Here is a 26,704-nt window from a genome sequence, read left to right on the forward strand (position 1 = left end):
GCGGCGCAATGCCGGCCGGTCTTTTCCACCATTCGGGGTATGCGCATGAAATTGATCACCGCCATCATCCGGCCGTTCAAGCTCGACGAGGTCCGCGAGGCCTTGTCCGCAGCAGGCGTGTCGGGCATCACCGTGACCGAGGTCAAGGGTTTCGGACGCCAGAAAGGCCACACCGAGCTGTACCGCGGCGCCGAGTACGTCGTCGATTTCCTGCCCAAGATCAAGATCGAGACGGTGGTGACCGACGACCGGCTGGACGCAGTGGTCGAGGCGATCCAGAACGCCGCCGGCACCGGCAAGATCGGCGACGGCAAGATCTTCGTGACCGCGATCGAGCAAGTCGTGCGCATCCGCACCGGCGAGATCGGCGCCGATGCGCTCTGAGTCCCCCACCCCCGGAGTTCTTATGAAGACAGCCTTTTTTGCCGGGTGGAAAGCCCGGTTCTACAGTGTCTGCATGCTGATGCTGTTCAGCGCGCTGGTGGTGGGCGGCATGGGCAGCGCGCACGCGCAGTCCACCCCGCAGGTCACTCCGCTGCCGACCGAACCGGTCACCACCGAACCGCTGCCGTCGGCGCAGCCGCCCGCCGCACCGGTGGCCGCCGCCGAAGCCGCGCCGGTGGTGGAGAAGGGCGATGTCGCCTGGATGCTGACCTCCACGCTGCTGGTGCTGCTGATGGTGGTGCCGGGCCTGGCGTTGTTCTACGGCGGCATGGTGCGTGCCAAGAACGTGTTGTCGGTGCTGATCCAGGTCGCGGTGGTGTTCTCGCTGCTGACCATCCTGTGGGTGGTGTACGGCTACAGCCTGGCGTTTTCCGGCGAAGGCCCGTGGATCGGCAATCTGGACAAGGCGCTGCTCAAGGGCGTGACCATCGAGACGCTGGCGGCCACCTTCACCAAGGGCGTGAGCCTGCCGGAATACGTGTTCGTGGCGTTCCAGGCGACCTTTGCCGGCATCACCGGTGCGCTGATCGTCGGCGCCTTTGCCGAACGCGCCAAGTTCGCCGCGGTGCTGCTGTTCTCGGTGATCTGGTTCACCTTCGGCTACCTGCCGCTGGCGCACATGGTCTGGGCCACCGGCGGATACCTGTTCGGCCTGGGTGCGCTGGATTTTGCCGGCGGCACCGTGGTGCACATCAACGCCGGTATCGCCGGCCTGGTCGGCGCCTACTTTGTCGGCAAGCGCGCCGGCCTGGGCCGCGAGGCGATCAAGCCGCACAACGTGACCCTGACCTTCGTCGGTGCCTCGCTGCTGTGGGTGGGCTGGTTCGGCTTCAACGCCGGCTCCAACCTGGAAGCCAATGCCGGTGCGGCGCTGGCCTTCCTCAACACCTTGCTGGCCACTGCCGCTGCCATCCTGGGCTGGTCGCTGACCGAGAAGATCATCAAGGGCAAGTCGTCTGCGCTGGGCGTGGCTTCGGGCATGGTCGCCGGCCTGGTCGGCATCACCCCGGCCTGCGGCACGGTGGGTCCGTTCGGTGCGATCGTCATCGGCCTGGCCGCCGGCGTGCTGTGCGTGTGGGGCGTCACCGGCCTGAAGCGCCTGCTGGGCGCCGACGACAGCCTGGACGTGTTCGGCGTGCATGGCCTGGGCGGCATCATCGGCGCCATCCTGACCGGCGTGTTCTCGGCGGCCTCGCTGGGCGGCCAGAAGGGCGGCGATTACGACATCGTGCATCAGGTCGGCATCCAGGTACTGGGCGTGGGCATCACCCTGGTGTGGATCGGCGTGGTGTCGGTGGTGGGCTTCCTGGTCGCCAAGCTGGTGTTCGGCCTGCGCGTCACCGAAGAAGCCGAACGCGAGGGCCTGGATATCACCTCGCACGGCGAAGCGGCATACGAGTCCTGAGCATGCACACCCGCGGCCACGCTGCCGCGGGTGGCGCAACGACCCGGCCGGGACAGCCGTGCCGGGTCCGTTTTCCCCGTTGCCCCATCGGGCGCGGACCAACTGCCGAGGTGCCTGCATGACCAGCCCCACGCCTGTGACTGTCGGCGCGGATGTCCGCTGGATCGGTGCGACCTGCTGCCATCCGGCCCCGATTCCTTGCTTGCACGCTTCGTTCTGCGCGCTATATGCGCAGGCCGATCGTGCTTGCACTAAATTGGTGCAATGCTGATGTCGTCCATCCTCCCGTCGCTGGACAGCCTGGGCACACCGGTGGCCTGGGCCGACCGCGAGGGTCGCGTGCTGGGCGTCAATCCGGCCTTCGCGCGCTGGCTCGGGGTCAGTGCGCGGCGTCTGGTCGATCAACCGCTGGCGGCGCTGGAAGTGCAGGGCGATGCGCTGGCCCGCTTCCTGCTCAACGACGAGCGCGACGTGCTGCGCCTGCATCGGCTGGCATTGGGCCTGCCCAATGACGCGCCGCGCTTTGCCGAAGGCTGGCTGTCGCGGCTGGACGACGGCGGCTGGCTGCTGGAAACCCATCCGGTCGACGAATTCCCCGCACTGGACCCCACCCATGCGCTGCCCAACGCCTTGAGCGCCGCGCTCAAGGGGCTGGCGCACGAGCTGCGCAATCCGCTGGCCGGGCTCAAGGGCGCGGCGCAGTTGCTGGCGCGGCGCTCGGCCGGGCGCGACGAGGACGAGCGCGAGCTGATCGAGCTGATCGGCACCGAGATCGAACGCCTCAATACCTTGCTCGAACGCCTGCTCTCGCCCACGCCGGCGCGCCCGCACGACCGCCTCAACATCCACGTCGTGCTCGAGCGTGTGCTGCGCCTGGCCGAGGCCGAGGGCGGCTGGTCGGTGCAGGTGCAGCGCGATTACGACCCCAGCATTCCCGACATCCTTGGCGATGGCGACCGCCTGACCCAGGCGGTGTGGAATCTGGTGCGCAATGCGTTCCAGGCCGGCGCCACGCGGGTGACCCTGCGCACCCGCGTCGAGCACGGCCAGCGCATCCGCGACCGCGTGCATGCAATGTCGCTGCGGCTGGAGATCATCGACGACGGCGGCGGCGTGCCGGAGGAACTGGCCGAGCACTTGTTCCTGCCGCTGGTCAGCGGCCGCGCCGAGGGCAGCGGCCTGGGTCTGGCGTTGGCCCAGCAGGTCTCGCGCGAACACCACGGCACGCTGACCTACCGCTCGCGGCCGGGACATACCGTTTTCACCCTGCTGCTGCCCGAGCTGGCCGGCGATCACGACAAGGAGCATCTGCATGGCTGAGGCCGCCGCCGCATCCCACCACATCTGGGTGGTCGACGACGACCGTTCGGTCCGCTTCGTGCTGTCCACCGCCTTGCGCGATGCCGGCTACGCCGTGGATGGCTTCGAGAGTGCCGCCGCCGCACTGCAGGCACTGGCCATGCGGCCCACCCCGGATCTGCTGTTCACCGACGTGCGCATGCCCGGCGAAGACGGGCTGAGCCTGCTCGACAAGCTCAAGTCCAGGCACCCGCAACTGCCGGTGATCGTGATGTCGGCCTACACCGACGTGGCCAGTACCGCCGGCGCCTTCCGCGGCGGCGCGCACGAGTTCCTGTCCAAGCCCTTCGATCTGGACGATGCGGTGGCCTTGGCCGCACGCGCGCTGCCGGATGCCGATGCCGGCGTCGAGGAGATCATCGGGACACCGTTGGCAGAAGGCTCGGCCTCGCTGATCGGCGACACCCCGGCGATGCAGGCGCTGTTCCGCGCGATCGGCCGATTGGCGCAGGCACCGCTGTCTGTGTTGATCAACGGCGAGACCGGCACCGGCAAGGAACTGGTGGCGCGCGCGCTGCATAACGAGTCGCCGCGCGCGCGCAAGCCCTTCGTCGCGCTCAACACCGCCGCCATCCCCGCGGAACTGCTGGAAAGCGAGTTGTTCGGCCACGAAACCGGCGCCTTCACCGGCGCCACCAAACGCCATATCGGCCGCTTCGAACAGGCCGACGGCGGCACGCTGTTCCTGGACGAAATCGGCGACATGCCGCTGCCGCTGCAGACCCGCCTGCTGCGCGTGCTGGCCGAGAACGAATTCTTCCGTGTCGGCGGGCGCGAGTTGATCCGCGTCGATGTACGCGTGATCGCCGCCACCCACCAGGACCTGGAGGCGTTGGTGGAGCAAGGCCGCTTCCGTGCCGACCTGTTGCATCGCCTGGACGTGGTGCGCCTGCAATTGCCGCCGTTGCGCGAGCGCCGCGGCGACATTGCGCAGCTGGCCGAGAATTTCCTGGCCATGGCCGGGCGCAAGCTCGACATGCTGCCCAAGCGGCTGTCCTCGGCCGCGCTGGAACAACTCCGCCAATACGATTGGCCCGGCAACGTACGCGAACTGGAAAACGTCTGCTGGCGCCTGGCGGCCCTGGCCACTGCCGATATCATCGACGTGGTCGACGTGGAATCGGCACTGGCGCGCGGCGGCCGCCGCCAGCGTGCCGGCCGTGGCGATGGGCAATGGGACGAGATGCTCTCCAGCTGGGCCGCACAACGCCTGAGCGAAGGCGCCCAGGGCCTGCATGCCGAAGCCCGCGAACGCCTGGACAAGACCCTGCTCGAAGCCGCCCTGCAACTCACCCAGGGCCGCCGTGCCGAAGCCGCCGCCCGATTGGGTCTGGGCCGTAACACCGTCACCCGCAAACTCGGTCCGGGCCGCAAACGCCGGTGATCTGAATCTAAGCCCCCCTCCCATGGGAGAGGGGTTGGGGTGAGGGTCCCTGTGCCGATGCAAGTGCTACTGCACGCGCATCTATTCCAACGATGCCTTGATCGAGCTGAGGCTGCCCGACATTGCCCGCGGCAAGCGTTGCTGAGTGGCACGCCGCCGCATCCTTGCTCTCGATGACGCCATCGCAGTTCTAACGTGCCGACGCCATCGTCCAAGCAGCTCACGACACGTGTACTCGGCGCCTCGCACACCATCCCAACAACCCGCGTCCCATCGACCCGCACCTCCAACAACCCGAGCATCCACACCAACCCCGTAAACTCCTGTGCTGCCAGCGGCGCATTTCATGACATGTGAACATGCGCCCGCATAGGTTTTCAGCCTGATCAGGAGAACAGCTCGATGCGTTACCGGTCGTCCACGATCGTTGCCCTCACCGCGCTGGCGCTTGCCGCCTGCAGCAGCACGCCACCGCCTCCGCCACCACCGCCCCCGGCGGCGCGCGTGGTGCCTGTGCGTCCGGTCCAGCAGGCCGAAGCGGCGCTGGCATCGGCGTCGGGCAGCCTGGTCAGCGGTCGGGTGGTGCTGGTCCCCGCGCTGCAAGGTATCCGCATCACCGGCACGGTTGGTGGCCTGCGCCCGGGCGGCGTGGCCGGCTTCCATGTGCACGAACGCGGCGATTGCAGCGCCGCCGACGCCAGCAGTGCCGGTGCGCATTTCAATCCGACCGGTGCGGCGCACGGCGGACGTGTCGGCAACACTCCCCACCACGCCGGCGACATGGACAACCTGCGTGCCGATGCCGAAGGTGTCGCGCATCTGGACATGATCGTTGCCGGCATCACCCTGGGCGATGCCGCGCCCACCGACGTGGTCGGCAAGTCGCTGGTGGTGCATGCCGACGCCGACGACTATCGCAGCCAACCCAGCGGCAATGCCGGCGCACGCCTGGCCTGCGGCGTCATCCGCGTCACCCAGTGGCGCACACCCCCTTCGCAGCCCTGAGTCGGGGCACCCCTGGCTGCAGCTGCGGCCTTTCTACAGGAGTTTTCTCATGCGCATTCTTCCAACGACGTTGTTCCTGGCCACCGCGCTGGTGCTGACCGCGTGCAAGCGCGACGAACCCGCTCCGGCCGATCCTGCACCCGCACCGCAGGCCGGCGCAGCGGCCGAAGCGGCGCATGGCGGTGAGCACGCCGCGTCCATGGTCACCGAAGCGACGGCCACCACCACCGCCACCGCCGAGCTCAAGCCGACCAAGGGCAGCGACGTCAAAGGCACGGTGAGCTTCAAGATCGTCGACGGCGCGCTGCGCGTCACCGGCCAGCTCAGTGGCCTCAAGCCCGACAGCGAACACGGCTTCCATATCCACGAAAAGGGCGATTGCAGCGCACCGGACGGCAGCAGCGCCGGCGGTCACTTCAACCCGGCGCAATCCGATCACGGCGCCGTCAGTGCAGACCCGCACCACGGCGGCGACATGCCCAACATCAAGGCCGATGCGCAGGGCAATGCCAGCATCGATGGCCCGGTGTCGAGCAACGTCAATCTGGGCAAGGCCGACCAGTTCGATATCGCCGGCCACGCGGTGATCGTGCATGCCGATGCAGACGACTACAAAACCCAGCCCACCGGCAACGCCGGCGGCCGTCTGGCCTGCGGTGTGATCACCACCGACAACGCGCCAGCTGCAGCCAAGTAAGCAGGACAGGCCAGCAGTCAGGTAAAGCGCCGCGGTGATCGATCACCGCGGCGTTGTTGTTTCTGGGTTGCGGTGAGGGAGCGATCCGGTCATGCGTGGTGCAGGCGCGCAGAGCATCCGGCACGCCGCATGTCGCGTGCTGCATGCTTCCTGTCGGTACGCATTGAACTGTCGGTATACCTCACACCGGGCGCACCGCACAGGCGACCAAGTCGTTCGCTTGCGCAAGACCCGCGTCATCAACGACTCAATAATTCGGCCACAGCCCCGGCGTCGCCAGCTCCAGCAGATGCGCATCCGGATCGCGGAAGTAGAGGCTGTGCCCGCCGCCCGGCCACTGCGTACGGCCCTCGATGGGCACGTCGCAGGCCTGCAGATGTGCCTCCCATCCGGCCAGCGCATCGGTGGCGATGGCGAATGCGTAATGCGCGCGCCCGCTGCCATCGTGCGGCGGAATCGTGCCACCCGGCAGCGTGACCGTGGCGGCGGTGCTGCCCTGCAGGAACAGCAGCAACACCTGCCCGGGTGCGATTGCGTACGCGGCCATGCGCGCGTCGCGATACATCGTTGCCAATCCCAATACGCGGGCATAGAACGCGCAGGCGCGCTCCAGATCTGCCACATACACGCCGGTTTCCAGCACGCCCTGCAACGCCGGCGCCACGGACGCCGGCGTCTGGCTCATGCGGCCAGTGCCTGGCGCGGATCCTGGCCCGGTTCCACATGCACGTACAGTACTGGCAGGCCGTGCGCTTCCAGCACTGCGGCCATCTGCCGCTGACGCGACAGGAATTGTTCGTAGACGCCGCGCAGGCGCTCGCAATTCTCGCGGTCGTACGCGTAGTAATCGCACCAGCCGGCCGGGTCGAACAGCGCGATGCGCACTTCGCCGTCGACATAGCGCAGCACCGGCTCGGGCGGCTGTTCCAGCCACTCTTCGCTGTGCGGCGCCAGCAGGGCGGCTTCGATCAGCGGCCACAACGGGGCCAGGCCCTGGTTGTCGTACTGCATGGAAATCATCGCGGCCAGATCGTTCGCGGTGAGATACCGCGCATGTTCGATGCGTGCGCCGAAGCTTTCCTGCGCCAGCAGCGCGGTATCGGCCTGCGCCATGCCCTGGGCCAGCAGCACTTCTTCCATCGCATCGGCCACCGTCGCCACGATCTGCGGATCGCCGGAGAGCAGGAACGGCAGCACGCGCAGGCCGCCGCCGGTCAGCTGCGCGTCGGCCTGGAAGGGCAGGGGAATCTCGCCCTGCGCATCGGCGCCGAACGCCAGCACACGCGGGCCCTGGTCGCGCCCGGGCGCACGCGCATGCAGCTCGTCCAGCCGGCGATGCAGCGGCCAGCCCGGCCGCAGCACTTCGGCCGGGTCGAAGTGCGCCATTGCCACGCTGAGCTCGAGCTCGCGGATTTCGGGGATCCACTGCGCCAGGTCGCGGCCGATGCGTTCGGCCAGCATGCCGGCCTGCTCGGGCGCCAGGGCGCCGCGCTCGGGGGCGGTGCCGCCCGTCAATTCCAGCGCCATCACACCCATGGCGGTCACGCCGTGTTCGGTCTTGCTCATGATTCGCGGTTGGCCCATCACGGGGTCGAAGCTACACTGCGGCCATTATGCCTGCCGGCCCTGTGCAGGCCATGTCCCCGAGTCCTCCATGCCAGGTCAACCGATGCCAGCAGCCCGTCCCGTCGCCATTCTGGGCGGCGTCCGTATCCCGTTCTGTCGTCAGAACACCGCTTACGCGGACGTGGGCAACCTGGGCATGTCGGTGCGCACGCTGGGCGCGCTGGTCGAGCGCTTCGGGCTGCACGGGCAGCAACTGGGCGAAGTGGCAATGGGGGCGGTGATCAAGCACTCCTCGGACTGGAACCTGGCGCGCGAGGCGGCACTGTCGTCCGGGCTGTCGCCGCTGACGCCGGGCATCACCCTGCAGCGCGCCTGCGGCACCAGCCTGGATTCGGTGATCACCATCGCCAACAAGATCGCGCTGGGCCAGATCGATTCGGGCATCGGCGGCGGCTCGGACACCACCTCGGAAGTCCCGATCGTCTACGGCAAGAAGCTGCGCGCGCGGCTGATGGCCGCCAACCGTGCCAAGGCCACTGGCGACAAGCTCAAGGCCCTGCTGCGCGGCTTCAAGCTGAGCGAGCTCAAGCCCGAATTCCCCGGCGTGGCCGAGCCGCGCACCGGCAAGAGCATGGGCGACCACTGCGAGGACATGGCCAAGGAATGGAACATCTCGCGTGATTCGCAGGACGAATGGGCGGTGTCCTCGCACCACAAGCTGGCCGCCGCCTATGAGCGCGGCTTCTTCGACACCTTGATCGCGCCGTTCCGCGGCGTCTCGCGCGACAACATCCTGCGCGCCGACACCTCGCTGGAAAAGCTGGCCACGCTGCGCCCGGCCTTCGACAAGACCTCCGGCCGCGGCACGTTGACCGCGGCCAATTCCACCCCGCTCACCGATGGCGCGGCCGCGGTGCTGCTGTCCAGCGAAGCCTGGGCGCTGGCGCATGGCCATACCCCGATGGCCTATCTGCGCGATGCGCAGGTGGCGGCGGTGGATTTCGTGCATGGCGAAGGCCTGTTGATGGCGCCGACCATCGCGGTGCCGCAGATGCTGGCGCGTCAGGGCCTGACCCTGCAGGACTTCGACATCTACGAAATCCACGAGGCCTTTGCCGCGCAGGTGCTGTGCACGCTGCGCGCCTGGGAAAGCGAGGATTACTGCCGCAATCGCCTGGGGCTGGAAGCGCCGCTCGGCCGTATCGACCCGGACAAGATCAACCCGCTGGGTTCGTCGCTGGCCACCGGCCACCCCTTCGCCGCCACTGGCGCACGCGTGGTGGCAACGGCTGCCAAGCAACTGGAAGAACGCGGCGGCGGCCGTGCGTTGATTTCGATCTGCACCGCTGGCGGCATGGGCGTGGTGGCCATCGTCGAGCGCTGACGCTGCTGCGCAGCCTGGGATTGGGCATTCGGAATTGAGGATTCGCAAAGCAGACGCGGACTCCTGGTTTTTACGAATTCCCAATTCCCAATCCCGAATCTCCAACCTGCAAGGACGCATGGATGTCGAACGTTGATTCACGCGAGCCCCCTACGCTTTATCTGCCTCCGACGCACGGCGCCGTGTGGCGCGAGGGCGATGTGCTGGTGTGCACGCCGGGCGCCGATCTGCCGCCGCGTTGCGTCAAGTGCAATGCGCCGGCGGACATCTCGCCGCGCCGCTACATCTTCCATTGACACCACCCGGCGATCTATCTGGCCCTATTGATGGGGGTGCTGCCGTATCTGATCCTGGCCATCGTGCTGCGCAAGCGCAGTGCGCATGTGCTGAGCCTGTGCGCGTGGCATGAGCGCCGCCGCGTGCAGTGTGTCGCCATCGCGATGGCGTCGATCGTGCCGTTGCTGGTCGGCGTGCTGTGGATCGGTGGCGCGACCGGCTGGCTGACCGGTGCCGGTGTGATGGCGGTGATGCTGTTGATCGGCAGACGCGGTTCGCACGTGTTGTCGGCGCAATCGGTCGATCACGAGCAGGCACGTTATCTCGGTGCCTGTGACGCGTTTTTTGCGCGCATTGCCGGCGCCGCCCCGAGAATCGCGCGATTGGTGATCTGCGTTGCTGCGTTTGCAGATACCTTCGTAACGTCCATGCGTTGCCATCCCTGCAGGTGTGATGACAGGCCGGCAAATGTTGCCGGTAGCGCTTCTGCTCGGATCTAGAAAAACAAAAGCCCCGGACATGCCGGGGCTCCTGGTGAATCCACGCATCGCCGCAGCAGCGATCAGACCTCAGATCAGAGCACGCGATCGTCCGGTGCGAGCGGATCGGCCGGCGGCGTTGCATAGGCCGATACGATCGGCCCGCGCAGCGACTGCTGCGGTAAGCCCTCGTGCACCGGCTCGCCGCGTGCGGCGCGCAGGGCGTTGGCGTAGCAATGCTGCGCGGACAGCAGATCCCCGGCGGCGGCGAAGCCGTGGCCGAGTTCTTCCCAGGCCTCGCTGCCCGCGCCATTGGCCACTGCGCGATGCAGGAACTCCTCGGCCTGCGACCACTGCTGCTGGTGGCGTGCCAGACGCGCCAGGGTCAGCAACAGGCCCGGGCTGTCCGGGTATTGGGTCAGCCAACGCTGCGCACTGGCGCGGCGCGAATCGTATTTTTCCAGCGGCAGCACGCCATACAGGCGCACCAGCGATTCGTCCCACTGCGTATCCAGCGCCTGCTCCAGGCTATGTACCGCCGCATCGTCCCAGTGCAGCACTGCCGCGCGCTGTGCATAGGCACCCACCACCGCGGGATAGGTACGCAGCGGTTTGGGCAGCGCTTCCCAGCGTTCGGCCAGGGCATTGGCATCGCCGGCCTGCAACAGCGTCTGTTCGGCCAGCGTGGCTTCCAGTGCGCTGTAGGCCTCCGGTGCCAGCACCGCCTGCTGACGCAATGCGCCTAGCTGACCATAGGCCTCGTCGGCGCGACCGATCTGCGCCAGGGCATGCGTGCGCAGCAGCAGGCCGCGCGCCGGCAGCGGTTGCGCGTTGGCACTGTCGAGCGCATTGATCGCCTCGACCGGGCGTTGCCGCGCCAGATGCCGCTCGCCCTGCAGCAACGCATGCGCGGTGGGGTCGCACTCGGCCAATTGCTGGGCCAGCGCGTTGGCCGCCACCTCGTCTCCGCGTGCATCGGCAACCCGCACTGCACTGGCCAGGGCGATGCCGCTGACCTCTGCATCCTCGCTGGCGTTGACCAACAGGCGCTCGGCACGCTGCCACTGGCCGTGATCGGCTGCGCGCAGGCCTTCGATCAGGCGGGCGCGGCCCTTCCTGCGGCGGTACTTACCCCAGACCCGGAACGGCAGGCTGACCAGCGTCCACACCAGCCACAGCACCAACAGCGCGATGACCAGGATCAACAGCGCCTGCGGCATGGCGGCGCGGTAGTCGTTGCCGCCGACGCTGACCACCACATTGCCCAGGTCGTAAGTGGTCTGATGCGACAGCCATTGCGCACCGAGCACGCCCAGCGCCACGGCAACCAACAGGATCAAGACGGTACGCAACACTTTCATTGGGTGGATCTCCCTTCACGCATGGCCTGCAGTTGCAGCAGGGTGGTGCCCAGTTCCGGCAGGCGCGGACGCAGTGGCGCTTGTTGCAGCGTGCGCAGGCGGGTACGTGCCTGGCGACGTTGTGGTGAATCCGGCCATAGCCGGGTGGTCCAGGTGTCCACCCGGCGCAGCGATTGCGCAAAGCCGGCGGAGTCGCCGCGCTCGGCTGCGGCGCGGGCCAGGCTGACCTCGATCTGCAAGGCGTCGCGCGCGGCGTGGCGATCGCCGCCGGTCAGCAGCGCATCGCCACGGCTGGGACGGATGTCCACCAGCGGTGTGAGTGCTTTCTGCCACCACGGCTGCGCTGCTTCGCTCTCTTGAGCGGTCTGTTCGGGCAGGCGCAGCAGGTCGCCGGCCAACTGGTCCAGGGTGTGGCCGGCCTGCGCCTGCGGACCGGCACCCAGGCGATCCAGTGCGTCGCGTTCCTGCACCAGCGCCTGACGCAGATTGAGATAGCCGGGATCGTCGATGCCATTGAGCGCGGCATTGGCCAGCGCGTAGGCGCGGCGCGCGCCGTCTGCATCGCCGGCGATGCTCAGCCGCTGCTGGCCCAGCCGCAGCAGCAGCTCCACTTCATCCAGCCGCAGCGCCTGCGCACCGTGGCGGTTGGGATCGGCAAGCTTTTGCACGGTTTCTTCGAGCAAGGCACTGCGCTGGCTCAGGCCCAGCATCTCGTCGCGCAGCACGCGGTTGGTCGCTGCCGCATCCGCCAGGCGTTCGTTGGCCAGGCGTTGGTCGCGGCGCAGCGTCTCCAGCATCTGCTGCGTGCCATCCCAGCGCTGCTGCTGCGCCTCGGCGGCCTGCAGCTGCGCGCTTTGATAGCCCTGCCATGCGCGCCAACCGAGGAACAGCGCCACGCCCACGGCGGCCAGCGCGACGACGAGCAGCAGCCATGCCAGGGGAAAGCGTCGCGTGGAAGCGGGCATTTCGGTCATTCGTCCATCCTCGCGCGGTCACGACGGGTGCAGGTGCCGCAGTCATCTGCCACAGCATGGCGTGCAGCGGCAGACAGCCGCAAGCCGTGCTTGAGTTCGAAGTTCAGCAAGGTCGCGATGGTGTCACGATCGCGGCGGCGGCAGCGGCCAATTGCTCGGGCAAGGGACCTGCGGCGCGCAGCACCTGCTGGAAGCCGGCGGCGTGTGCGGCTTGCAGCATGCGCTCGCTGGAGGCCACCAGCGGGCGTTGCTGTAAGGCGTCGATCAGCGGTCCAGGCAGTTGCTGCAGCACCAGCGTCAGCGCTTCGGCGCTGCTCAGCGCCAGCACGCTAGCGGGCAGCGCGTCCGCCAGGGCACGCATTGCCGATGCGCGCAGGCGCAGCGGCACGCGCTGATAGACATCGGCGCGCAGGATGCGGGCGCCACGCTGCTCCAGTGCCGGCGCCAGCATGCCGCGCCCGCCCGGGGCGGTGATCAGCCCGACGGCCTGCAGCGGTTGCCGGAACAGCGGCAATGCGAGCAGGCCCTCGCTGTCCATGCGCGCCGGGCGTATCACCGTGTCGATGCCGCAGGCCTGCAGCGCGCGCGCAGTGCCGTCTCCCACGCTCACCCACTGCGCCTGCGCCGGCCGCTGCAGCGGCGCCAGGCGATGCGCCGCGTGCACTGCGGCCGGGCTGGTGAACACCGCGATCGGCGCGTGCAAGGCCTGCCGCAATGCAGCCCGTGCCCGCGGGGTGTCGTTGGTCTGCAGCCGCCACGGCGACAGCGCCAGCAGCCGTCCGCCGTGCCGCGCGGCGGCCCGCCGCAGCGGCGCGTGTTCACCGCTGGGCCGCAGCGAAATCAGGGTCCAGGCGTTGGCAGCTGGGGCGGGAGGTGTCATCCAGTGATTATGCGAGAGCCGTGCGTTATCGGGGGCGGGTGTCGCGCGCTGCGCTGGCGGCGATTCGATCCTCGCGCGCTGTCTGGCCTTTGCGTGCCTGCTCGACGCGATGCCTGCGTTTCTGCGGCCAGAACCTCGTCCCCGGGTCTGTGTCGATGACCGCTACCGCCCACGATCCGCCACGACAATCGAGCTGGAGTGGCGCCGTGATCAAGTCCTACCTCATCAACATGCAGCGCAGCGGCGAGCGCCTGCAGGCGATGTCGACGCAGTTCCAGGCACTGGGCCTGCCGTTCGAGCGGATTCCCGCAGTGGATGGCGCCACCCTGACGCCTGCGCAGATTGCCGACTTCGCACGCGAGCGGCCGCTGGAAGGCTCCGGGGATGCCTTCAGCACCGGCCCGCGCAACTGGACCGCCTCCAACATCGGGTGCTTCCTGAGCCATCAGGCCGCGTGGCGCATCGCAGCCGACTCCGACGACGCCTACACCGCCATCTTCGAAGACGACATGCATCTGTCCGACGCGCTGCCGGCGCTGCTGCGCAGCAGCGAGTGGCTGCCGGGCGGCAACAGCATCGTGCGGCTGGAACCGTCCTACAACCGCATCAAGCTCGATGCCAAGGTCGCCGAGGTCGGTGGCCGGCAGCTGCGCCTGGTGCGTCCCTCGACCCATCAACACTGCTGGCCGGTCTGCACCGGTGCGTTGATCCTCAGTCGCGATGCTGCGCGCCTGCTGCTCGCAGCCGACGCGCGCTGGCACACCATGGCCGACATTTTCCTGTTCGGCTGGAACGAATCGCCGGTCGCACAGCAGCTGTCCACCTATCAGCTGGCACCGGCGGCCTGCATCCAGGACAAGTTCTTCCACGCCGCTCCGGAGCAGATCGTGTTCACGAGCACCATCGATGCGCCGTTGACGCACGCGCAGAGGCAGCGCAGCGCGCATTGGAAGGCCAAGGCCACCGCGTTGCTGCGGGTGGCGCAGGGCTATCGCAAGGTCGTGTTCGCGCCCTGAGCCGGGCAAGACCCAGGCGTGCGGCGACGCGATGCCGTACGCGTTCACCATGCGGTACCGCATGTCATTCCAGTGCACAAGACGCTCGCGGAACATTGCGGCATGATGCCGCCCTTCGCCGTCTTCCAGCCTTCGCCGATGACTCCTTCGTGCACGCTCGCATCCGCCCTGCAGTCGCTGCAGCAACAGTTCATCGCCATGCCGCCGGTCCTGTCGATGGGCATTGCCGTCGACGGCTTGCATGACGGCGCCTTGCGCTTGCGTGCGCCGCTGCAGGCCAACGTCAACGACAAGGCCAACGCGTTCGGCGGCAGCCTGGCTTCGTTGATGACGCTGGCCAGCTGGGGCTGGCTGACGCTGCAACTGCAACTGGCCGGGCACAGCGCCGATGTCTACGTGGCCGACAGCCAGCTGCGCTACGTCGCGCCGGTCTACGAGGACCTGGTGGCCAATGCCGAGCCGTCTGAACTCGGCAGCTGGGAGGCGTTCCTGGCCACCTTCCGGCAGCGCGGCAAGGCGCGCATCGGCATGCGTGCGCAGATCGTGCTGGGGTCCGGTGCGGCGGCGGCCACCCTGAGCGGGCGCTTCGTGGCGTTTCCAAAACGGTAGGATGCGCGCTGGACTTGGGGGAATGCGCATGCGTGCAGTGATCGGGGCAATGCTGTTGCTCGGGCTGGCGATGGTCAGCGGGGTGGCGTCTGCCGGCAGCCGTGCCCAGGCACGCGCGCTGGAAACCACTCAGGCCGCCTACACCGCCGCGGTGCGCTGGAGCGATTTCGATGCCGCGCAGGGCTTTGTCGAGCCGACCTACGCCCAGGCGCATCCGCTCAGCGATCTGGAACGCTCGCGCTACGAACAGGTGCAGATCTCCGGCTACCGCGAGCTGCGGGTGGGCGAAGATGGCAACGGCGACCTGCGCCGCGAGGTCGAGTTGCGGGTGATCAACCGCAATACCCAGGCCGAGCGGCTGGTGCGCAGCATCGAGCTGTGGCGCTGGGATGCCGAGCGCAAACGCTGGTGGCTGGCCAGCGGCCTGCCCGATCTGTGGCAGGGCCAGTAGCCCGTGCCACCGGTGCCTGGCCGTCGCGCGCGCCAGCTGTGCGACAATTCCCGCCCGCTTGACTGACCCTGACCCCGTGAATTTCGAAGAGCTGCAGGCCTTTGTCGGCCGCAACCCCATGTTGTCGCTGGCCCTGGTGGGCCTGACCATCGCCCTGATCGTCACCGAGGTCGCGCGCCTGTTCCGTGGGTATCGCGCACTCAAGCCGGCCGAGCTGACCCGTTTGATCAACAGCGAGAACGCGCTGGTGATCGACCTGTCGCCGACCGCCGATTTCGAAAAAGGCCACATCGCCGGCAGCCGCAACGTGGCGCTGGCCAAGTTCGACCCGGCCGGCAAGCTGCTCGCCAACGCCAAGTCCTCGCCCGTGGTGGTGGTGTGCCGTAACGGCAATGCCTCCGCAGGCGCGGCCAAGACGCTGAAGAAAGCCGGTTTCGAGCAGGTCTACTGGCTCGATGGCGGCGTGGCCGCCTGGCAGATGGCCGAGCTGCCGCTGGTCAAGGGCCGCGCCTGACCGCACCTTGTGAGGCGCCGGGCAAGTCCCCATTGCTGGCGTGAGAGACTCGCACTTTCACGTCTGCATCATTCAACGCTGCATCCACCGAACCGTTTCTGGAGTTAGGAATGTCCGACGAAATCATCAACGGCGCGGTTGCGCCGGCCGACGCCGCTGCTGGCCCCGCTTTCACCATCGAGAAGATTTACGTCAAGGACGTTTCCTTCGAATCGCCGAACGCGCCGTCCGTCTTCAATGACGCCAACCAGCCCGAGCTGCAGCTGAACCTCAATCAGAAGGTGCAGCGCCTCAACGACAACGCCTTCGAAGTGGTGCTGGCCGTGACGCTGACCTGCACCGCCGGTGGCAAGACCGCCTACGTGGCCGAAGTGCAGCAGGCCGGCGTGTTCGGCCTGGTCGGCCTGGAGCCGCAGGCGATCGACGTGCTGCTCGGCACCCAGTGCCCGAACATCCTGTTCCCGTATGTGCGCACCCTGGTCAGCGACCTGATCCAGGCCGGCGGCTTCCCGCCGTTCTACCTGCAGCCGATCAACTTCGAAGCGCTGTATGCAGAAACCCTGCGCCAGCGTTCGCAGGGCGAAGGCACCTCGCTGGCCGATTCCGAGCCGGCTGGCAACGCCTAAGCCTTGCGTGCGCCGATGAGCGATTCGACGCAGAAGATCGCGGTTCTCGGCGCCGGCTCCTGGGGCACGGCCCTGGCCGCGCTGCTCGCCAGGCACGGTCACCCGACCGTGCTCTGGGGACGCGATGCGGCGATGGTGGATACCATCGACCGCACCCACGAAAACGCGCGTTATCTGCCGGGGATTCCACTGCCCGAGAGCCTGCGCGCGACCACGGACCTGCAACTGGCCATTGCCGATGCCGGCTGGATCCTGGTCGTGGTGCCCTCGCACGCATTCACCGAGACGATCCGGTTGATCGCCCCGTTGCGTCCGGCCGGTGCCGGCGTTGCGTGGGCGACCAAGGGCTTCGAGCCCGGTTCCGGGCGGTTCCTGCACGAAGTGGCGCGCGACATCCTCGGCCCCGGCGTTCCGCTGGCCGTGGTGACCGGGCCGTCCTTCGCCAAGGAAGTCACGCTCGGCCTGCCGACCGCCATCACCGTGCACGGCGACGATGCGGCGTTTGCGCAGGTCGTGGCCGATGCCATGCATGGCCCCACCTTCCGCGCCTACACCGGTAATGACATGGTGGGCGCCGAGCTCGGTGGTGCGATGAAGAACGTGCTGGCGGTGGCCACCGGCGTGGCCGATGGCATGCAGCTGGGTCTCAACGCACGTGCCGGCCTGATCACGCGCGGCTTGAACGAGATGCTGCGCCTGGCGGCGGCGATCGGTGCGCGGCCGGAGACGTTGATGGGTCTGGCGGGTCTGGGCGATCTGGTGCTGACCTGCACCGGTGACCTGTCGCGCAACCGACGGCTGGGGCTGGCCCTGGGACGCGGACAAAGCCTGAACGATGCGATCCGCGAGATCGGTCAGGTGGTGGAATCGGTGCAGACCGCCGACGAAGTCATGCGTCAGGCCGAGCATCACGGCATCGAGCTGCCGATCTCCAACGCCGTGCGTGCGGTATTGCATGGCGAGATCACCCCGGAAGCGGGCCTGAAGGAATTGCTGGCACGCGAGCGCAAGCCCGAGTACCCGCAGACCTTGTTCACCTGATCGTGGCATCGCGCATTGACGCGCTGCGCAGAAACAACAAAAAGCCCGGCATTGCCGGGCTTTTTGTTGCTGCCGATCGCAAAGGTTGGCGGCAAGCTGTAGCCGCTTGAGCGCGCTGCACCGTGCTTCTACGGCAGCCGCATTGCGCACATGCCGCTATAGCGCGATGTGCGCATCGCCAGCCGATCGCCCAAAAGAAAGAAGCCCGGTCGGGGGACCGGGCTTCCAATGCAACGCGGGAGAGAGAGTCGCGTTGCAGTCAAACGTGCGGCTTACCAGCTGAAGCGCGGGCCGACCGACCATTCCTTGTTGCCGTCGCCATCCATACGGATGTCGCCGTTGATGCCCCAGTTCTGGTTCAACTTGACCTGGGCGCCGAGGCGGCCGTAGAAGTTGTCGCCGATGTCGATGCCGCGCTTCTTGGAGAAGTCTTCGTAGCCAGCCAGGGCATAGACTTCGAAGTGCTCGCCGAAGGCGTTACGCAGGCCGGCTTCAACGCTGTAACCGTCGAAGCTGATGTTCGGGGTGTCCAGGTCCAGCTTGCGGTAGGCAACGCGAGCAACGAAGTCGGTGCTGGTGGCGATTTCCTGGTTGTAACCCACGCCGACGCCCCACTGCTGGAAGTCGGAGTTGGAGCTTTCGAACACGTTGTCGTTGTCGTCAGCGTTCTGCTTGCTGTAATCGCCGAACACGTGGAAGTTGGGAGCGACGGCGTAGGACGCCTTCACGCCCCAACCATCAGCGTCGCGGCCTTCGGTCGGGGTGCGCACGTAGTCACCTTCGACGAAGTTGTAGGAGAGGTTTTCAGCAGCGGAGGCCGCAAACGGCAGGGCTGCGAGAAGGCCGAGGGCCAGCAGGGAATTCTTCATGATCGATACCTGTACTTATGGTTTGGGCCGGCGCTGAGGCGGATGCCGTTCGCTGCCGAGATGTAAATTCTCCGTTATTCGATGGAACGCGACATGAATTTTGGACTGACTGGTCCATGAATCATCGCGCCCAGTTCAGCTCCGCTTCCTTGTCATCAAACTGCAATGCGCGTAGCGCACATGCAAAGCGTGATGCACTGGCGGTTACATCGCGTCGATGTGACGCGCATGTATAGGAGTGGCTGTTTTTCAGTGATTTTTACCGTGTTTGCAGCGTGCAAGCACATTGCGCTGACACCGTGACTGGGAGCATGCCAGGCTTGTCGAACAAGCGTGGAGCTGCATCGTGACGAAGAAAAAGACGTTGGCGCGGTTTCTGGCCGAGACGCTGCAGAGCGCGGGGGTGGAGCGGATCTGGGGGTTGACCGGCGACAGCCTCAACGGCCTGACCGATGCCTTGCGCGAGATGCAGACGATCGAATGGATGCACGTGCGCCACGAAGAGGTGGCCGCGTTCGCTGCCGGCGCCGAGGCGGCGGTGACCGGCAAGCTGGCGGTGTGTGCGGGTAGCTGCGGGCCGGGCAACCTGCACCTGATCAACGGGCTGTTCGATTGCCATCGCAGCCGCCAGCCGGTGCTGGCGATCGCCGCGCATATTCCCTCGTCCGAGATCGGGCTGAACTATTTTCAGGAGACGCATCCGCAGGAACTGTTCCGCGAGTGCAGTCACTTTGTGGAGTTGGTGACCAATCCGGCGCAGCTGCCGGAAGTGCTGCACCGCGCGATGCGTGCGGCCATCCTGCAGCAAGGCGTGGCGGTGGTGGTGATCCCCGGCGATATCGCACTGCTGGAAGTGGACAAGCACATTCCCACGGCGTGGCCGCAACTGCGCCAACCGCGCGTACTGCCGGCTCCCGAAGATGTGCAGCAACTGGCCGAGCTGCTTCAACAGAGTGAAGCGATCACGCTGTTGTGCGGCAGCGGCTGCGCGGGCGCACACGATGCGGTGGTGGCATTGGCCGACACCCTGGGCGCGCCGATTGTGCATGCCTTGCGCGGCAAGGAACACGTGGAGTGGGAGAACCCGTTCGATGTCGGCATGACCGGCCTGATCGGTTTCAGCTCCGGCTACCACGCAATGCTCAACTGCGACACCTTGATCATGCTGGGCACGGATTTCCCGTATCGGCAGTTCTATCCGAAGGACGCGACCATCGTGCAGGTGGACCGCGACCCGAGCGCGCTGGGACGGCGCACGCCGTTGCAGCTGGGCATCGCAGCGGACGTAGGCGAAACCATTGCCGCCTTGTTGCCGCAGCTGCAGCGACGCGAGAAACGCGACTTCCTGGAAAAGTCGCTTGCGCACTACCGCAAGGCGCGCGAGGGGCTGGACGATCTGGCGGTGCCGGCCGATCCAGGCGAGCCGCTGCATCCGCAATTCGTGGCGCGCATGATCAGCCAGATCGCCGACCAGGATGCAGTATTCACCTGCGATGTCGGCACGCCGACGGTGTGGGCCGCGCGCTACCTGCGCATGAACGGACAACGCCGCTTGCTCGGTTCGTTCAACCACGGCTCGATGGCCAATGCGATGCCGCAGGCGCTGGGTGCGCAGTCGGCGTATCCGGGCCGTCAGGTGATTGCGCTGTCCGGCGATGGCGGTTTTGCGATGCTGATGGGCGATTTCATCTCGCTGGCGCAGCTGCGCCTGCCGGTGAAGATCGTGGTGTTCAACAATGCCTCGCTGGGATTCGTGGCGATGGAGATGAAGGCCGCCGGCTATCTGGATACCGGCACCGAGTTGCGCAATCCGGACTTCGCGGCGATGAGCAATGCGATGGGCATCCTGGGCATCCGGGTCGATGAATCCGCGCAGCTGGAGCGGGCATTGCGCCAGGCCTTCGCGCATTCCGGTCCGGCGCTGGTGGATGTGCGCATCGCCACGCAGGAACTGGCGGTGCCGCCGGCAATCAAGCTGGAACAGGCCAAGGGCATGGGCCTGTATCTGCTCAAGGCAGTGATGAGCGGGCGCGGCGACGAGGTGATCGATCTGGTCAAGACCAACATGCGCTGACACAGTTACCGCGTTCTGAAACTGTACGTCTTTACCGGACCCTCGCATGCCTCGTTCGTTGTTGCGCCAGCTGCTGCTGATCTGGGTGGTGATCCTGGCTGCCTGCGTGGGCGTGGCCACGATGCTGTATGGCCTGTACCGACAGACCGAAGGCGTGCGACTGGACGATGCGCGCCAGCAATTGACCGCGCAATGCGCACGCATCGTGCAGCGCTACGCCGGCGCAAGCGAGGCGGCGCGCAGCGGCGACAATGGCGCCGGGCTGGCCGCGGTGGTGGTGCAACTGGTGCTGGCCGATGCGCCCGGTGTGGAGGGCGGGGTGTGGAACCTCGACAAGGGATTCGTTGCCTACGCCTATCCCACCTACGACGGCAGCGATCACAAGACCGATATCCCGGCCGCCGAGTGGACCACGATCGTCAGTACCGCGCGGCAGAGTGCGGTGGGCAACAAGGCCGTGGATTTTCGTCGCGACGGCAGCCGCGAAGTGGTGTTGATCAGCGCCTGCCCATTGGCCGCGGGAACCGCCGCTTGGACCATGTCGCGGGTGCCGGCCAGCACCTCCGATGCCTGGCGGCCACTGGCGATCGGCATGCTGCTGATCTTCGCCATGGTGGCGGTGTCGGCGATTGCCCTTGGCGTGGTGGTACGGCGCTGGAGTCAGCGCCTGCAGCGCATCCAGCAGGCGCTGGCCGCCGATACCGAACTCCCGCAGATACCGGTCACCGGCGCACCCGAGCTGGACCGGCTGGGCGCTGCGGTCAGCGATTACGCACAGCGCAATGCGCAGGCCTTGGCGCAGACGCGGCGGCTGGCCGACGAGCTGGCACGGCACGAGCGGCTGGCCGCACTCGGGCGCCTGACCGCCACGGTGGCGCATGAGATTCGCAACCCCATCGCCACGATGCGCCTGGCCGTGGAGAACGAAATCGCCACGCGCCAGGGCACGCCGGACGATGCCGCGCACGGTGAGCTGATGCTGGGGCAGATCCGTCGCCTGGATGGGGTGGTCGAAAGCCTGCTCGGCATGGTGCAGCCGATCCGGCTGCAGCTGGAGACGGTGATGGTGCAGGACTGGCTGGCGAGCTTGCTCGATCCTGCCGTGCTGCCGCCGGGCGCGCCGGCGCCACAGCTGCGCGTCCCGGACGCGCCGCTGCAGTGGATGCTCGATCCGCAGCAGCTCGGCCGTGCCGTGCACAATCTGCTGCGCAACGCGCTCCAGCACGCCGATGCAGGCAGCGCGGTGACACTGGAGGCCAGCGCCAGCGATGGGTTGTTGCAGCTACGGGTGAGCAATCGTGGCGCGGCCATCGCCGATGCCATCGCTTCGCAATTGTTCGAGCCGTTCGTCAGCGGTCGCGCCGACGGCAATGGCCTGGGGCTTGCGCTGGTGCGCGAGATCGCCCGTGCGCATGGCGGGCAGGTGCATTACGCACACGCCGACGGTATGACCCATTTCATTCTGGAGCTGCCATGGCGCGCATCCTGATCATCGACGACGATGCGGCGTTTCTGACCACCTTGCAGGCAACGCTGCGCTCACTCGGCCATACGGTGATCGCGGTCGACAACGGCGCCGACGGTTTGCTGCGCCTGAACGAGGGCGGCATCGAGCTGGCGTTTGTGGACTTCCGCATGCCCGGCATGGACGGAATCCAGGTGCTGCGTGCGCGTGCGGACGATCCCCGCGCGCGCCAGGTGCCGCTGGTGATGCTCACCGCGTACGCCTCCAGCGGCAACACCATCGAAGCGATGACGCTGGGTGCATTCGATCACCTGGTCAAGCCGGTGGGGCGTGCGGATATCGTCGAGGTGGTGGAGCGTGCATTGGCAAGTCGCGCCGATGCCGACGCCGATGCCGCAGCGAGCGAACCTTCCGACGACGACGACGGCCTGGTCGGCCACAGTCCGGCGATGCGTACCGTGCATAAACGCATCGGGCTGGCGGCAGCTTCCGATCTGCCGGTGTTGATCACCGGCGAAACCGGCACCGGCAAGGAACTGGTCGCGCGCGCCCTGCATCGCGCCAGCGCGCGCGCAAATGCGGCGTTCGTGGCAGTCAATTGTGCGGCGATCCCGTTGGAGTTGATGGAAAGCGAATTGTTCGGCCATCGCAAGGGCGCCTTTTCCGGGGCGACCAGCGATCGCATCGGCCTGATTCGCGAAGCCGATGGCGGCACGTTGTTCCTGGACGAGATCGGCGACATGCCGCTGCCGATGCAGGCCAAGTTGTTGCGCTTCCTGCAGGAGGGCGAAGTAACGCCGCTGGGCGGGCGCGGCGCGCAAAAAGTGGATGTGCGCGTGCTGGCAGCCACGCATCGCGATCTGGCGGCGTGGGTGGCGGCAGGACAGTTCCGCAGCGATCTGCGCTATCGCCTGAATGTGGTGCCGATCGAACTGCCGCCGCTGCGCGAACGCGGGCAGGACATCGTGCTGCTTGCGCAATATTTTTTGCGCAGCGGCGAAGGCGCGGCGCGCGCGCTGTCGGCGGACGCGCAAGCGCGGCTGCTGGCCTACCCGTGGCCCGGTAACGTGCGCGAGCTACGTAACGTCATGCAACGCAGCCAGCTGCTGGTGCGCGGCCACAGCATCGTTGCCGCGGATCTGGACGACGCGCTCGAGTACGATGCCGAGCAGCCCGTGACTGCAGCGCCACTGGAAGGCACCTTGCCCGAGGCGGTGGCGCGGCTGGAAAGGCAGATGATCCAGGACGCCTTGGCGCACAGTGGCGGCAACCGCGCCGAAGCCGCGCGCCGGCTCGGCATTCATCGCCAGCTGCTGTACCGCAAGCTCGATGAGTACGGCCTGCAGTAGTTGCAGCGATCAGACCGGACGCGATGGTTGCAGGCTGCCGCTTCGGTCACGACGCAGTACGCGCACAGCAGCACGTGCACCTGTTGTCATGCGCACCTGTTGGTTGCATGCCGCCGCTGCCACTCGCAGCATTGGCCAATGGCCTTCCCCCAGCAAACGGTGCAGCCGGAAAGCGCAGCACCACGCGTTCGAGATCCAGCCCGGACATCGGCACGCGCACGCTACCGTCGAGGATGCTAGGCACGTTCTTGCCTTGCAGGGGTGACACGCAACCAGCTGCAAAGTGTCTGCAAAGCGGACAGTGGTGGATGAAACGCAGACGATTGTCCGCGCGCGTGCAGACACAAAACCCTTATAAAACAACGGACTCGCTGTTGGCACGATTGCTGCTTTATCTCCAGGGCGAGCGGCGCTCCTGCCGCGTTGGAGACATCGCATGATTCGTCAGACCGCACTTGCTTTTGCACTGGCCTGCAGCGTGGCGACCGCTGCCGCGCAGGCTCCCACACCGCCGGCAGCACCGGTGGCGCCGCGTGCGCCGGTCGGCACGCCACCGCCGGCCCCGCCGGTGCCGCCCGCACCGCCTGCGCCGTTGGCCGCCACCCCGGTGCGCATCACCGGCACGGTCGAGCGCTTCATGCTCAATCCCAATGGCGAGGTCGACGGCCTGTGGTTGCGCGATGGCACCCAGGTGGCGTTTGCACCGCATCTGTCCGCACAGTTGCAGGCTGCGGTGCGCCGTGGCGATACGGTGAGCGTGCAGGGCTATCGCCTGGGCAGCCTGCCGGTGCTGCGCGCCAGCAGCATCCGCTCCAATCGTGGTGGGCGCGAAGTGGTCGACCAGCCGCCGACAGGCGCCATGCCGCCGGTGCCGCCAGCACCTGCCGCGTTGACGCCGTTGCAGGCGGAAGGACGCATCGAGCGCTTGGTCTACGGCCCGGGTGGCGAGACCAATGGCGCGTTGCTGAGCGATGGCACGCTGGTGCGGATGCCGCCGCATCTGGCGCTGCAGTTCGGCGATCTGTTGCGGGCCGGTGCGCCATTGAGCGTGAGCGGCTTCGGGGTTGCCACCGCCAACGGCCGCGCCATCGAAGCCACCCAACTGGGCCGTGATCGCGCCTCGCAGCGTGCGTTGTTCAGCCCGCCGCGACCCGACGGCCCGGTGCCGCCCGCACCACCGGCCCCGCCTGTCCCGCCGGCCGCACCACCAGCGCCGGCTCCGGCGCCGCGTTGATCCAGGGCGCCGCCGCCCACGCGGCGGCGCTCACATCGTTTCGTTCCCCTCTACGCACCTGTTCACCACGCCGCATGCGTGGCGACGGGCGCGGCTTGCCGGCATCGGCCGGTTCTCACTTCTCTGGAGTTTTTCATGCATTGGGTCGACCCTGATTTCCTTCCCGAAACCCGCGGCACGCTGGCGCGCTTTCTGCTCAATCCCAAGGCCGATATCGACGGCCTGCTGCTGACCGACGGCACCGAGGTGCACACGCCGCCGCACCTGTCCGCCGCCTTGCTCAAGGCACTCAAGCCCGGCAGCACCTTGAGCGTGCGTGGCCTCAAGCCGCGCGATGTGGACATGTTGGTGGCCCTGGCGATTGATCCGGAGGGTGGCAAGCGCATCGTCGATGAAGGCCCGCATGGGCCGCATGCCAAGCCCAAGCCCAAGCCGCCCGCCGGCAAGCCGCCCAAGCCGCAGCTCACCCAGCACAGCGGCACCATCGCGCGCCTGCTGCACGGCCCGCACGGGCAGGTGCACGGCGTGTTGCTGGACGACGAGGTCACGGTGCGGTTCCCACCGCATGCCGGAGAGGACTTCGCCAAACAGCTGGTGGTCGGCAAGGCGCTGGTGGCCGAAGGCGATACCAGGACGACCCCGCACGGCGTGCTGGTCCACGCGCATGCCTTGGGCGCCAAGGCCGCGTCGCTGAAGCAGATCGAGCATCCGCATGGTCCGGGTGCGCATAAGCCGAAGCCGAAGCCGAAGCCGAAGCCGAAGCGCTAGCAGCCTGCAATGCGACTGCCGTGCTGGCGCCGTGCGACCGCAATCGGGTCGCACATGCAGGCCGGCGCGCGCAGTCGCCTTTCATCGTTTCGTGGAGAGCGCCGATGCGCATGAGCACACCGCGTCCCCGTGGCAGTCGCGCACTGGAGGCGCTGCATTTCAGCGTGGCCGATGTGCAGGACGGCCTGGGGCCATTTCTCAGCGTATTCCTGCAATCCAGGGGCTGGTCGGTGGCGGCGATCGGCACGGTGATGAGCGTGGGCGGCATCGCCGGCATGCTCGCCACCACCCCGGCCGGTGCACTGGTCGATAGCACCCGGCGCAAGCGCGCCGTGGTGGTGGTCGGTTGCCTGGCGATCCTGTTGGCCACGGCGCTAATCTGGCTGCATCCGACCTCCTCCGGTGTGGTCACCGCGCAGATCGTCTCGGCGTTGGCGGCAGCCGGCATCGGCCCGGCACTCACCGGCATCACCTTGGGGCTGGTGCACGCGCGCGGATTCGATCATCAACTGGCGCGCAATCAGGTCGCCAACCACGCCGGCAACATGCTGGCTGCGGTACTGGCCGGCTGGCTGGGCTGGCGCTACGGGTTTGCGGCGGTGTTCGTGCTCACCGCCGCGTTCGGTGTGCTGGCGATCGCGGCGGTGCTGATGATTCCAGCTGCGGCCATCGACCATCGTGCCGCGCGCGGCCTGGGCCATGCCGACGGCGCGGACACCCTCAGCGGGTGGCGGGTGTTGTTGACCTGCCGGCCACTGGCCTTGCTGGCCATCACCCTGGGGCTGTTCCACCTGGGCAATGCGGCGATGCTGCCGCTCTACGGCATGGCCATCGTGGCCGCGCATGCGGGCGATGCCAACGCGCTGACGGCGACCACCATCGTGGTCGCGCAGGCCACGATGGTGGTGGTGGCCTTGCTGGCGATGCGCTGGATCCGCGTGCACGGACATTGGTGGGTGCTGCTGGTGGCCTTCATGGCCTTGCCGCTGCGTGCATTGGTGGCGGCGTCGCTGATCCATGGCTGGGGCGTGTTTCCGGTGCAGATCCTCGACGGACTTGGCGCCGGCCTGCAGGCCGTGGTGGTGCCGGCACTGGTGGCGCGATTGCTGCAGGGCACCGGGCGCGTCAATGTCGGCCAGGGCGCGGTGATGACGGTGCAAGGTGTGGGCGCGGCGCTGAGCCCGGCCTTGGGCGGCTGGCTGGCGCACGCCTTCGGCTATCGCATCGCGTTTCTAGCGCTGGGCGCCATCGCCCTGCTGGCGGTGGCGCTCTGGGCAGGCTGCCGCGGCATGTTGCAGGCAGCGACCGATGCCCAGGTGATGCAATGAGGTCATGGCAGCGGCGCGGAGCAGCACGCAAACGGCAACGCCCGCGACTGACATACGCGCGGAGCACGCGTTGAGTGACAGACCGGTACGGGAACCATGCTGCGCGCCGGGATCGGGGCGGACGATGCCGCAGTCAGCCAGCCGTC

Annotated in this window: 25 protein-coding genes and 1 pseudogene; 20 read left to right on the plus strand and 6 right to left on the minus strand. The window is 67.5% G+C overall.

Annotated features, from left to right (window positions below):
- Positions 1-45: 45 nt before the first annotated feature.
- The 6 genes from KHN93_RS01110 to KHN93_RS01135 all read left to right on the plus strand — a co-directional run bounded on the left by KHN93_RS01110 (position 46) and on the right by KHN93_RS01135 (position 6,294).
- Entirely contained in the window at positions 46-384 is a 339-nt protein-coding gene (locus KHN93_RS01110) for a P-II family nitrogen regulator (protein WP_002808480.1), read from the plus strand.
- Between the two features lie 22 nt (positions 385-406).
- Positions 407-1,849, plus strand: coding sequence for an ammonium transporter (locus KHN93_RS01115; RefSeq protein ID WP_211921604.1), 1,443 nt, complete (start codon positions 407-409; stop codon positions 1,847-1,849).
- A 264-nt stretch (positions 1,850-2,113) separates the two neighbouring features.
- Positions 2,114-3,169 (plus strand): two-component system sensor histidine kinase NtrB, encoded by a 1,056-nt coding sequence (locus KHN93_RS01120; protein ID WP_016903409.1) that lies wholly within the window; start codon positions 2,114-2,116, stop codon positions 3,167-3,169.
- Positions 3,162-4,592: a nitrogen regulation protein NR(I) gene (gene ntrC / locus KHN93_RS01125; RefSeq protein WP_016903408.1), complete on the plus strand. Its 1,431-nt coding sequence runs from the start codon at positions 3,162-3,164 to the stop codon at positions 4,590-4,592. Before KHN93_RS01120 ends, ntrC begins: the two co-directional genes overlap by 8 nt.
- A gap of 402 nt (positions 4,593-4,994) precedes the next feature.
- Positions 4,995-5,597: a superoxide dismutase family protein gene (locus KHN93_RS01130; protein WP_181105515.1), complete on the plus strand. Its 603-nt coding sequence runs from the start codon at positions 4,995-4,997 to the stop codon at positions 5,595-5,597.
- Positions 5,598-5,646: 49 nt separating this feature from the next.
- Positions 5,647-6,294: a superoxide dismutase family protein gene (locus tag KHN93_RS01135; protein WP_065049999.1), complete on the plus strand. Its 648-nt coding sequence runs from the start codon at positions 5,647-5,649 to the stop codon at positions 6,292-6,294.
- A 247-nt stretch (positions 6,295-6,541) separates the two neighbouring features.
- On the opposite strand, the gene KHN93_RS01140 is transcribed toward KHN93_RS01135, so the two are convergent.
- Together KHN93_RS01140 and KHN93_RS01145 are read right to left on the minus strand one after the other, a co-directional pair.
- The gene (locus KHN93_RS01140) at positions 6,542-6,979 is read right to left on the minus strand and encodes a VOC family protein (RefSeq protein ID WP_016903405.1); all 438 of its coding nucleotides are present in this window, start codon (positions 6,977-6,979) and stop codon (positions 6,542-6,544) included.
- Positions 6,976-7,860, minus strand: a complete 885-nt coding sequence (locus tag KHN93_RS01145; RefSeq protein ID WP_211921606.1) for a hypothetical protein — start codon at positions 7,858-7,860, stop codon at positions 6,976-6,978. The genes KHN93_RS01140 and KHN93_RS01145 overlap by 4 nt, the downstream gene beginning before the upstream one ends.
- Before the next feature lie 88 nt (positions 7,861-7,948).
- On the opposite strand from KHN93_RS01145, the gene KHN93_RS01150 reads away from it, so the two are divergent.
- Together KHN93_RS01150 and KHN93_RS21700 are read left to right on the plus strand one after the other, a co-directional pair.
- On the plus strand, positions 7,949-9,244 hold the full coding sequence (locus KHN93_RS01150) for an acetyl-CoA C-acetyltransferase (RefSeq protein WP_024940494.1): 1,296 nt from the start codon (positions 7,949-7,951) through the stop codon (positions 9,242-9,244).
- 122 nt (positions 9,245-9,366) lie between these two features.
- Positions 9,367-9,910 (plus strand): annotated as a pseudogene (locus KHN93_RS21700) (hypothetical protein).
- A gap of 184 nt (positions 9,911-10,094) precedes the next feature.
- On the opposite strand, the gene KHN93_RS01160 reads toward KHN93_RS21700, so the two are convergent.
- From KHN93_RS01160 to KHN93_RS01170, 3 genes are all read right to left on the minus strand, one after another.
- Complete coding sequence (locus KHN93_RS01160; protein ID WP_211921608.1) at positions 10,095-11,360, minus strand: heme biosynthesis protein HemY; 1,266 nt, start codon at positions 11,358-11,360, stop codon at positions 10,095-10,097.
- Entirely contained in the window at positions 11,357-12,334 is a 978-nt protein-coding gene (locus KHN93_RS01165) for a uroporphyrinogen-III C-methyltransferase (RefSeq protein WP_211921610.1), read from the minus strand. The genes KHN93_RS01160 and KHN93_RS01165 overlap by 4 nt, the downstream gene beginning before the upstream one ends.
- Positions 12,335-12,437: 103 nt before the next feature.
- The gene (locus KHN93_RS01170; protein WP_244812184.1) at positions 12,438-13,214 is read right to left on the minus strand and encodes a uroporphyrinogen-III synthase; all 777 of its coding nucleotides are present in this window, start codon (positions 13,212-13,214) and stop codon (positions 12,438-12,440) included.
- Positions 13,215-13,420: 206 nt separating this feature from the next.
- On the opposite strand from KHN93_RS01170, the gene KHN93_RS01175 reads away from it, so the two are divergent.
- From KHN93_RS01175 to KHN93_RS01200, 6 genes are all read left to right on the plus strand, one after another.
- On the plus strand, positions 13,421-14,230 hold the full coding sequence (locus tag KHN93_RS01175) for a glycosyltransferase family 25 protein (protein WP_211921612.1): 810 nt from the start codon (positions 13,421-13,423) through the stop codon (positions 14,228-14,230).
- 138 nt (positions 14,231-14,368) lie between these two features.
- Positions 14,369-14,839: a YiiD C-terminal domain-containing protein gene (locus KHN93_RS01180; protein ID WP_211921614.1), complete on the plus strand. Its 471-nt coding sequence runs from the start codon at positions 14,369-14,371 to the stop codon at positions 14,837-14,839.
- Positions 14,840-14,867: 28 nt separating this feature from the next.
- A complete protein-coding gene (locus tag KHN93_RS01185) occupies positions 14,868-15,290 on the plus strand; it encodes a hypothetical protein (protein WP_039518349.1) in 423 nt (140 codons plus the stop codon).
- A 76-nt stretch (positions 15,291-15,366) separates the two neighbouring features.
- On the plus strand, positions 15,367-15,804 hold the full coding sequence (locus KHN93_RS01190) for a rhodanese-like domain-containing protein (protein ID WP_016903395.1): 438 nt from the start codon (positions 15,367-15,369) through the stop codon (positions 15,802-15,804).
- A 110-nt stretch (positions 15,805-15,914) separates the two neighbouring features.
- Positions 15,915-16,430 (plus strand): protein-export chaperone SecB, encoded by a 516-nt coding sequence (secB, locus tag KHN93_RS01195; RefSeq protein WP_016903394.1) that lies wholly within the window; start codon positions 15,915-15,917, stop codon positions 16,428-16,430.
- Positions 16,431-16,445: 15 nt separating this feature from the next.
- Entirely contained in the window at positions 16,446-17,471 is a 1,026-nt protein-coding gene (locus tag KHN93_RS01200; RefSeq protein WP_211921616.1) for an NAD(P)H-dependent glycerol-3-phosphate dehydrogenase, read from the plus strand.
- 272 nt (positions 17,472-17,743) lie between these two features.
- On the opposite strand, the gene KHN93_RS01205 is transcribed toward KHN93_RS01200, so the two are convergent.
- Complete coding sequence (locus tag KHN93_RS01205) at positions 17,744-18,340, minus strand: OmpO family porin (RefSeq protein WP_016904049.1); 597 nt, start codon at positions 18,338-18,340, stop codon at positions 17,744-17,746.
- Positions 18,341-18,704: 364 nt separating this feature from the next.
- On the opposite strand from KHN93_RS01205, the gene poxB reads away from it, so the two are divergent.
- The 6 genes from poxB (at position 18,705) to KHN93_RS01235 (ending at position 26,558) form a co-directional block, all read left to right on the plus strand.
- The gene (gene poxB / locus KHN93_RS01210) at positions 18,705-20,414 is read left to right on the plus strand and encodes a ubiquinone-dependent pyruvate dehydrogenase (RefSeq protein ID WP_181109686.1); all 1,710 of its coding nucleotides are present in this window, start codon (positions 18,705-18,707) and stop codon (positions 20,412-20,414) included.
- Between the two features lie 46 nt (positions 20,415-20,460).
- Positions 20,461-21,903 carry a sensor histidine kinase gene (locus tag KHN93_RS01215; RefSeq protein ID WP_211921618.1) on the plus strand — a complete coding sequence of 481 codons (1,443 nt, stop codon included), beginning with the start codon at positions 20,461-20,463 and terminating at the stop codon, positions 21,901-21,903.
- Entirely contained in the window at positions 21,888-23,228 is a 1,341-nt protein-coding gene (locus tag KHN93_RS01220; RefSeq protein ID WP_211921620.1) for a sigma-54-dependent transcriptional regulator, read from the plus strand. The genes KHN93_RS01215 and KHN93_RS01220 overlap by 16 nt, the downstream gene beginning before the upstream one ends.
- Positions 23,229-23,664: 436 nt before the next feature.
- The gene (locus KHN93_RS01225; protein WP_211921622.1) at positions 23,665-24,462 is read left to right on the plus strand and encodes a hypothetical protein; all 798 of its coding nucleotides are present in this window, start codon (positions 23,665-23,667) and stop codon (positions 24,460-24,462) included.
- Positions 24,463-24,597: 135 nt separating this feature from the next.
- Entirely contained in the window at positions 24,598-25,230 is a 633-nt protein-coding gene (locus KHN93_RS01230) for a hypothetical protein (protein WP_211921624.1), read from the plus strand.
- A 104-nt stretch (positions 25,231-25,334) separates the two neighbouring features.
- Positions 25,335-26,558 carry an MFS transporter gene (locus KHN93_RS01235; RefSeq protein WP_104561102.1) on the plus strand — a complete coding sequence of 408 codons (1,224 nt, stop codon included), beginning with the start codon at positions 25,335-25,337 and terminating at the stop codon, positions 26,556-26,558.
- Positions 26,559-26,704: the final 146 nt, after the last annotated feature.

Origin of the sequence: Xanthomonas arboricola pv. juglandis (genome assembly GCF_905367715.1) — a bacterium.
Taxonomy (GTDB): Bacteria; Pseudomonadota; Gammaproteobacteria; order Xanthomonadales; family Xanthomonadaceae; genus Xanthomonas; species Xanthomonas arboricola.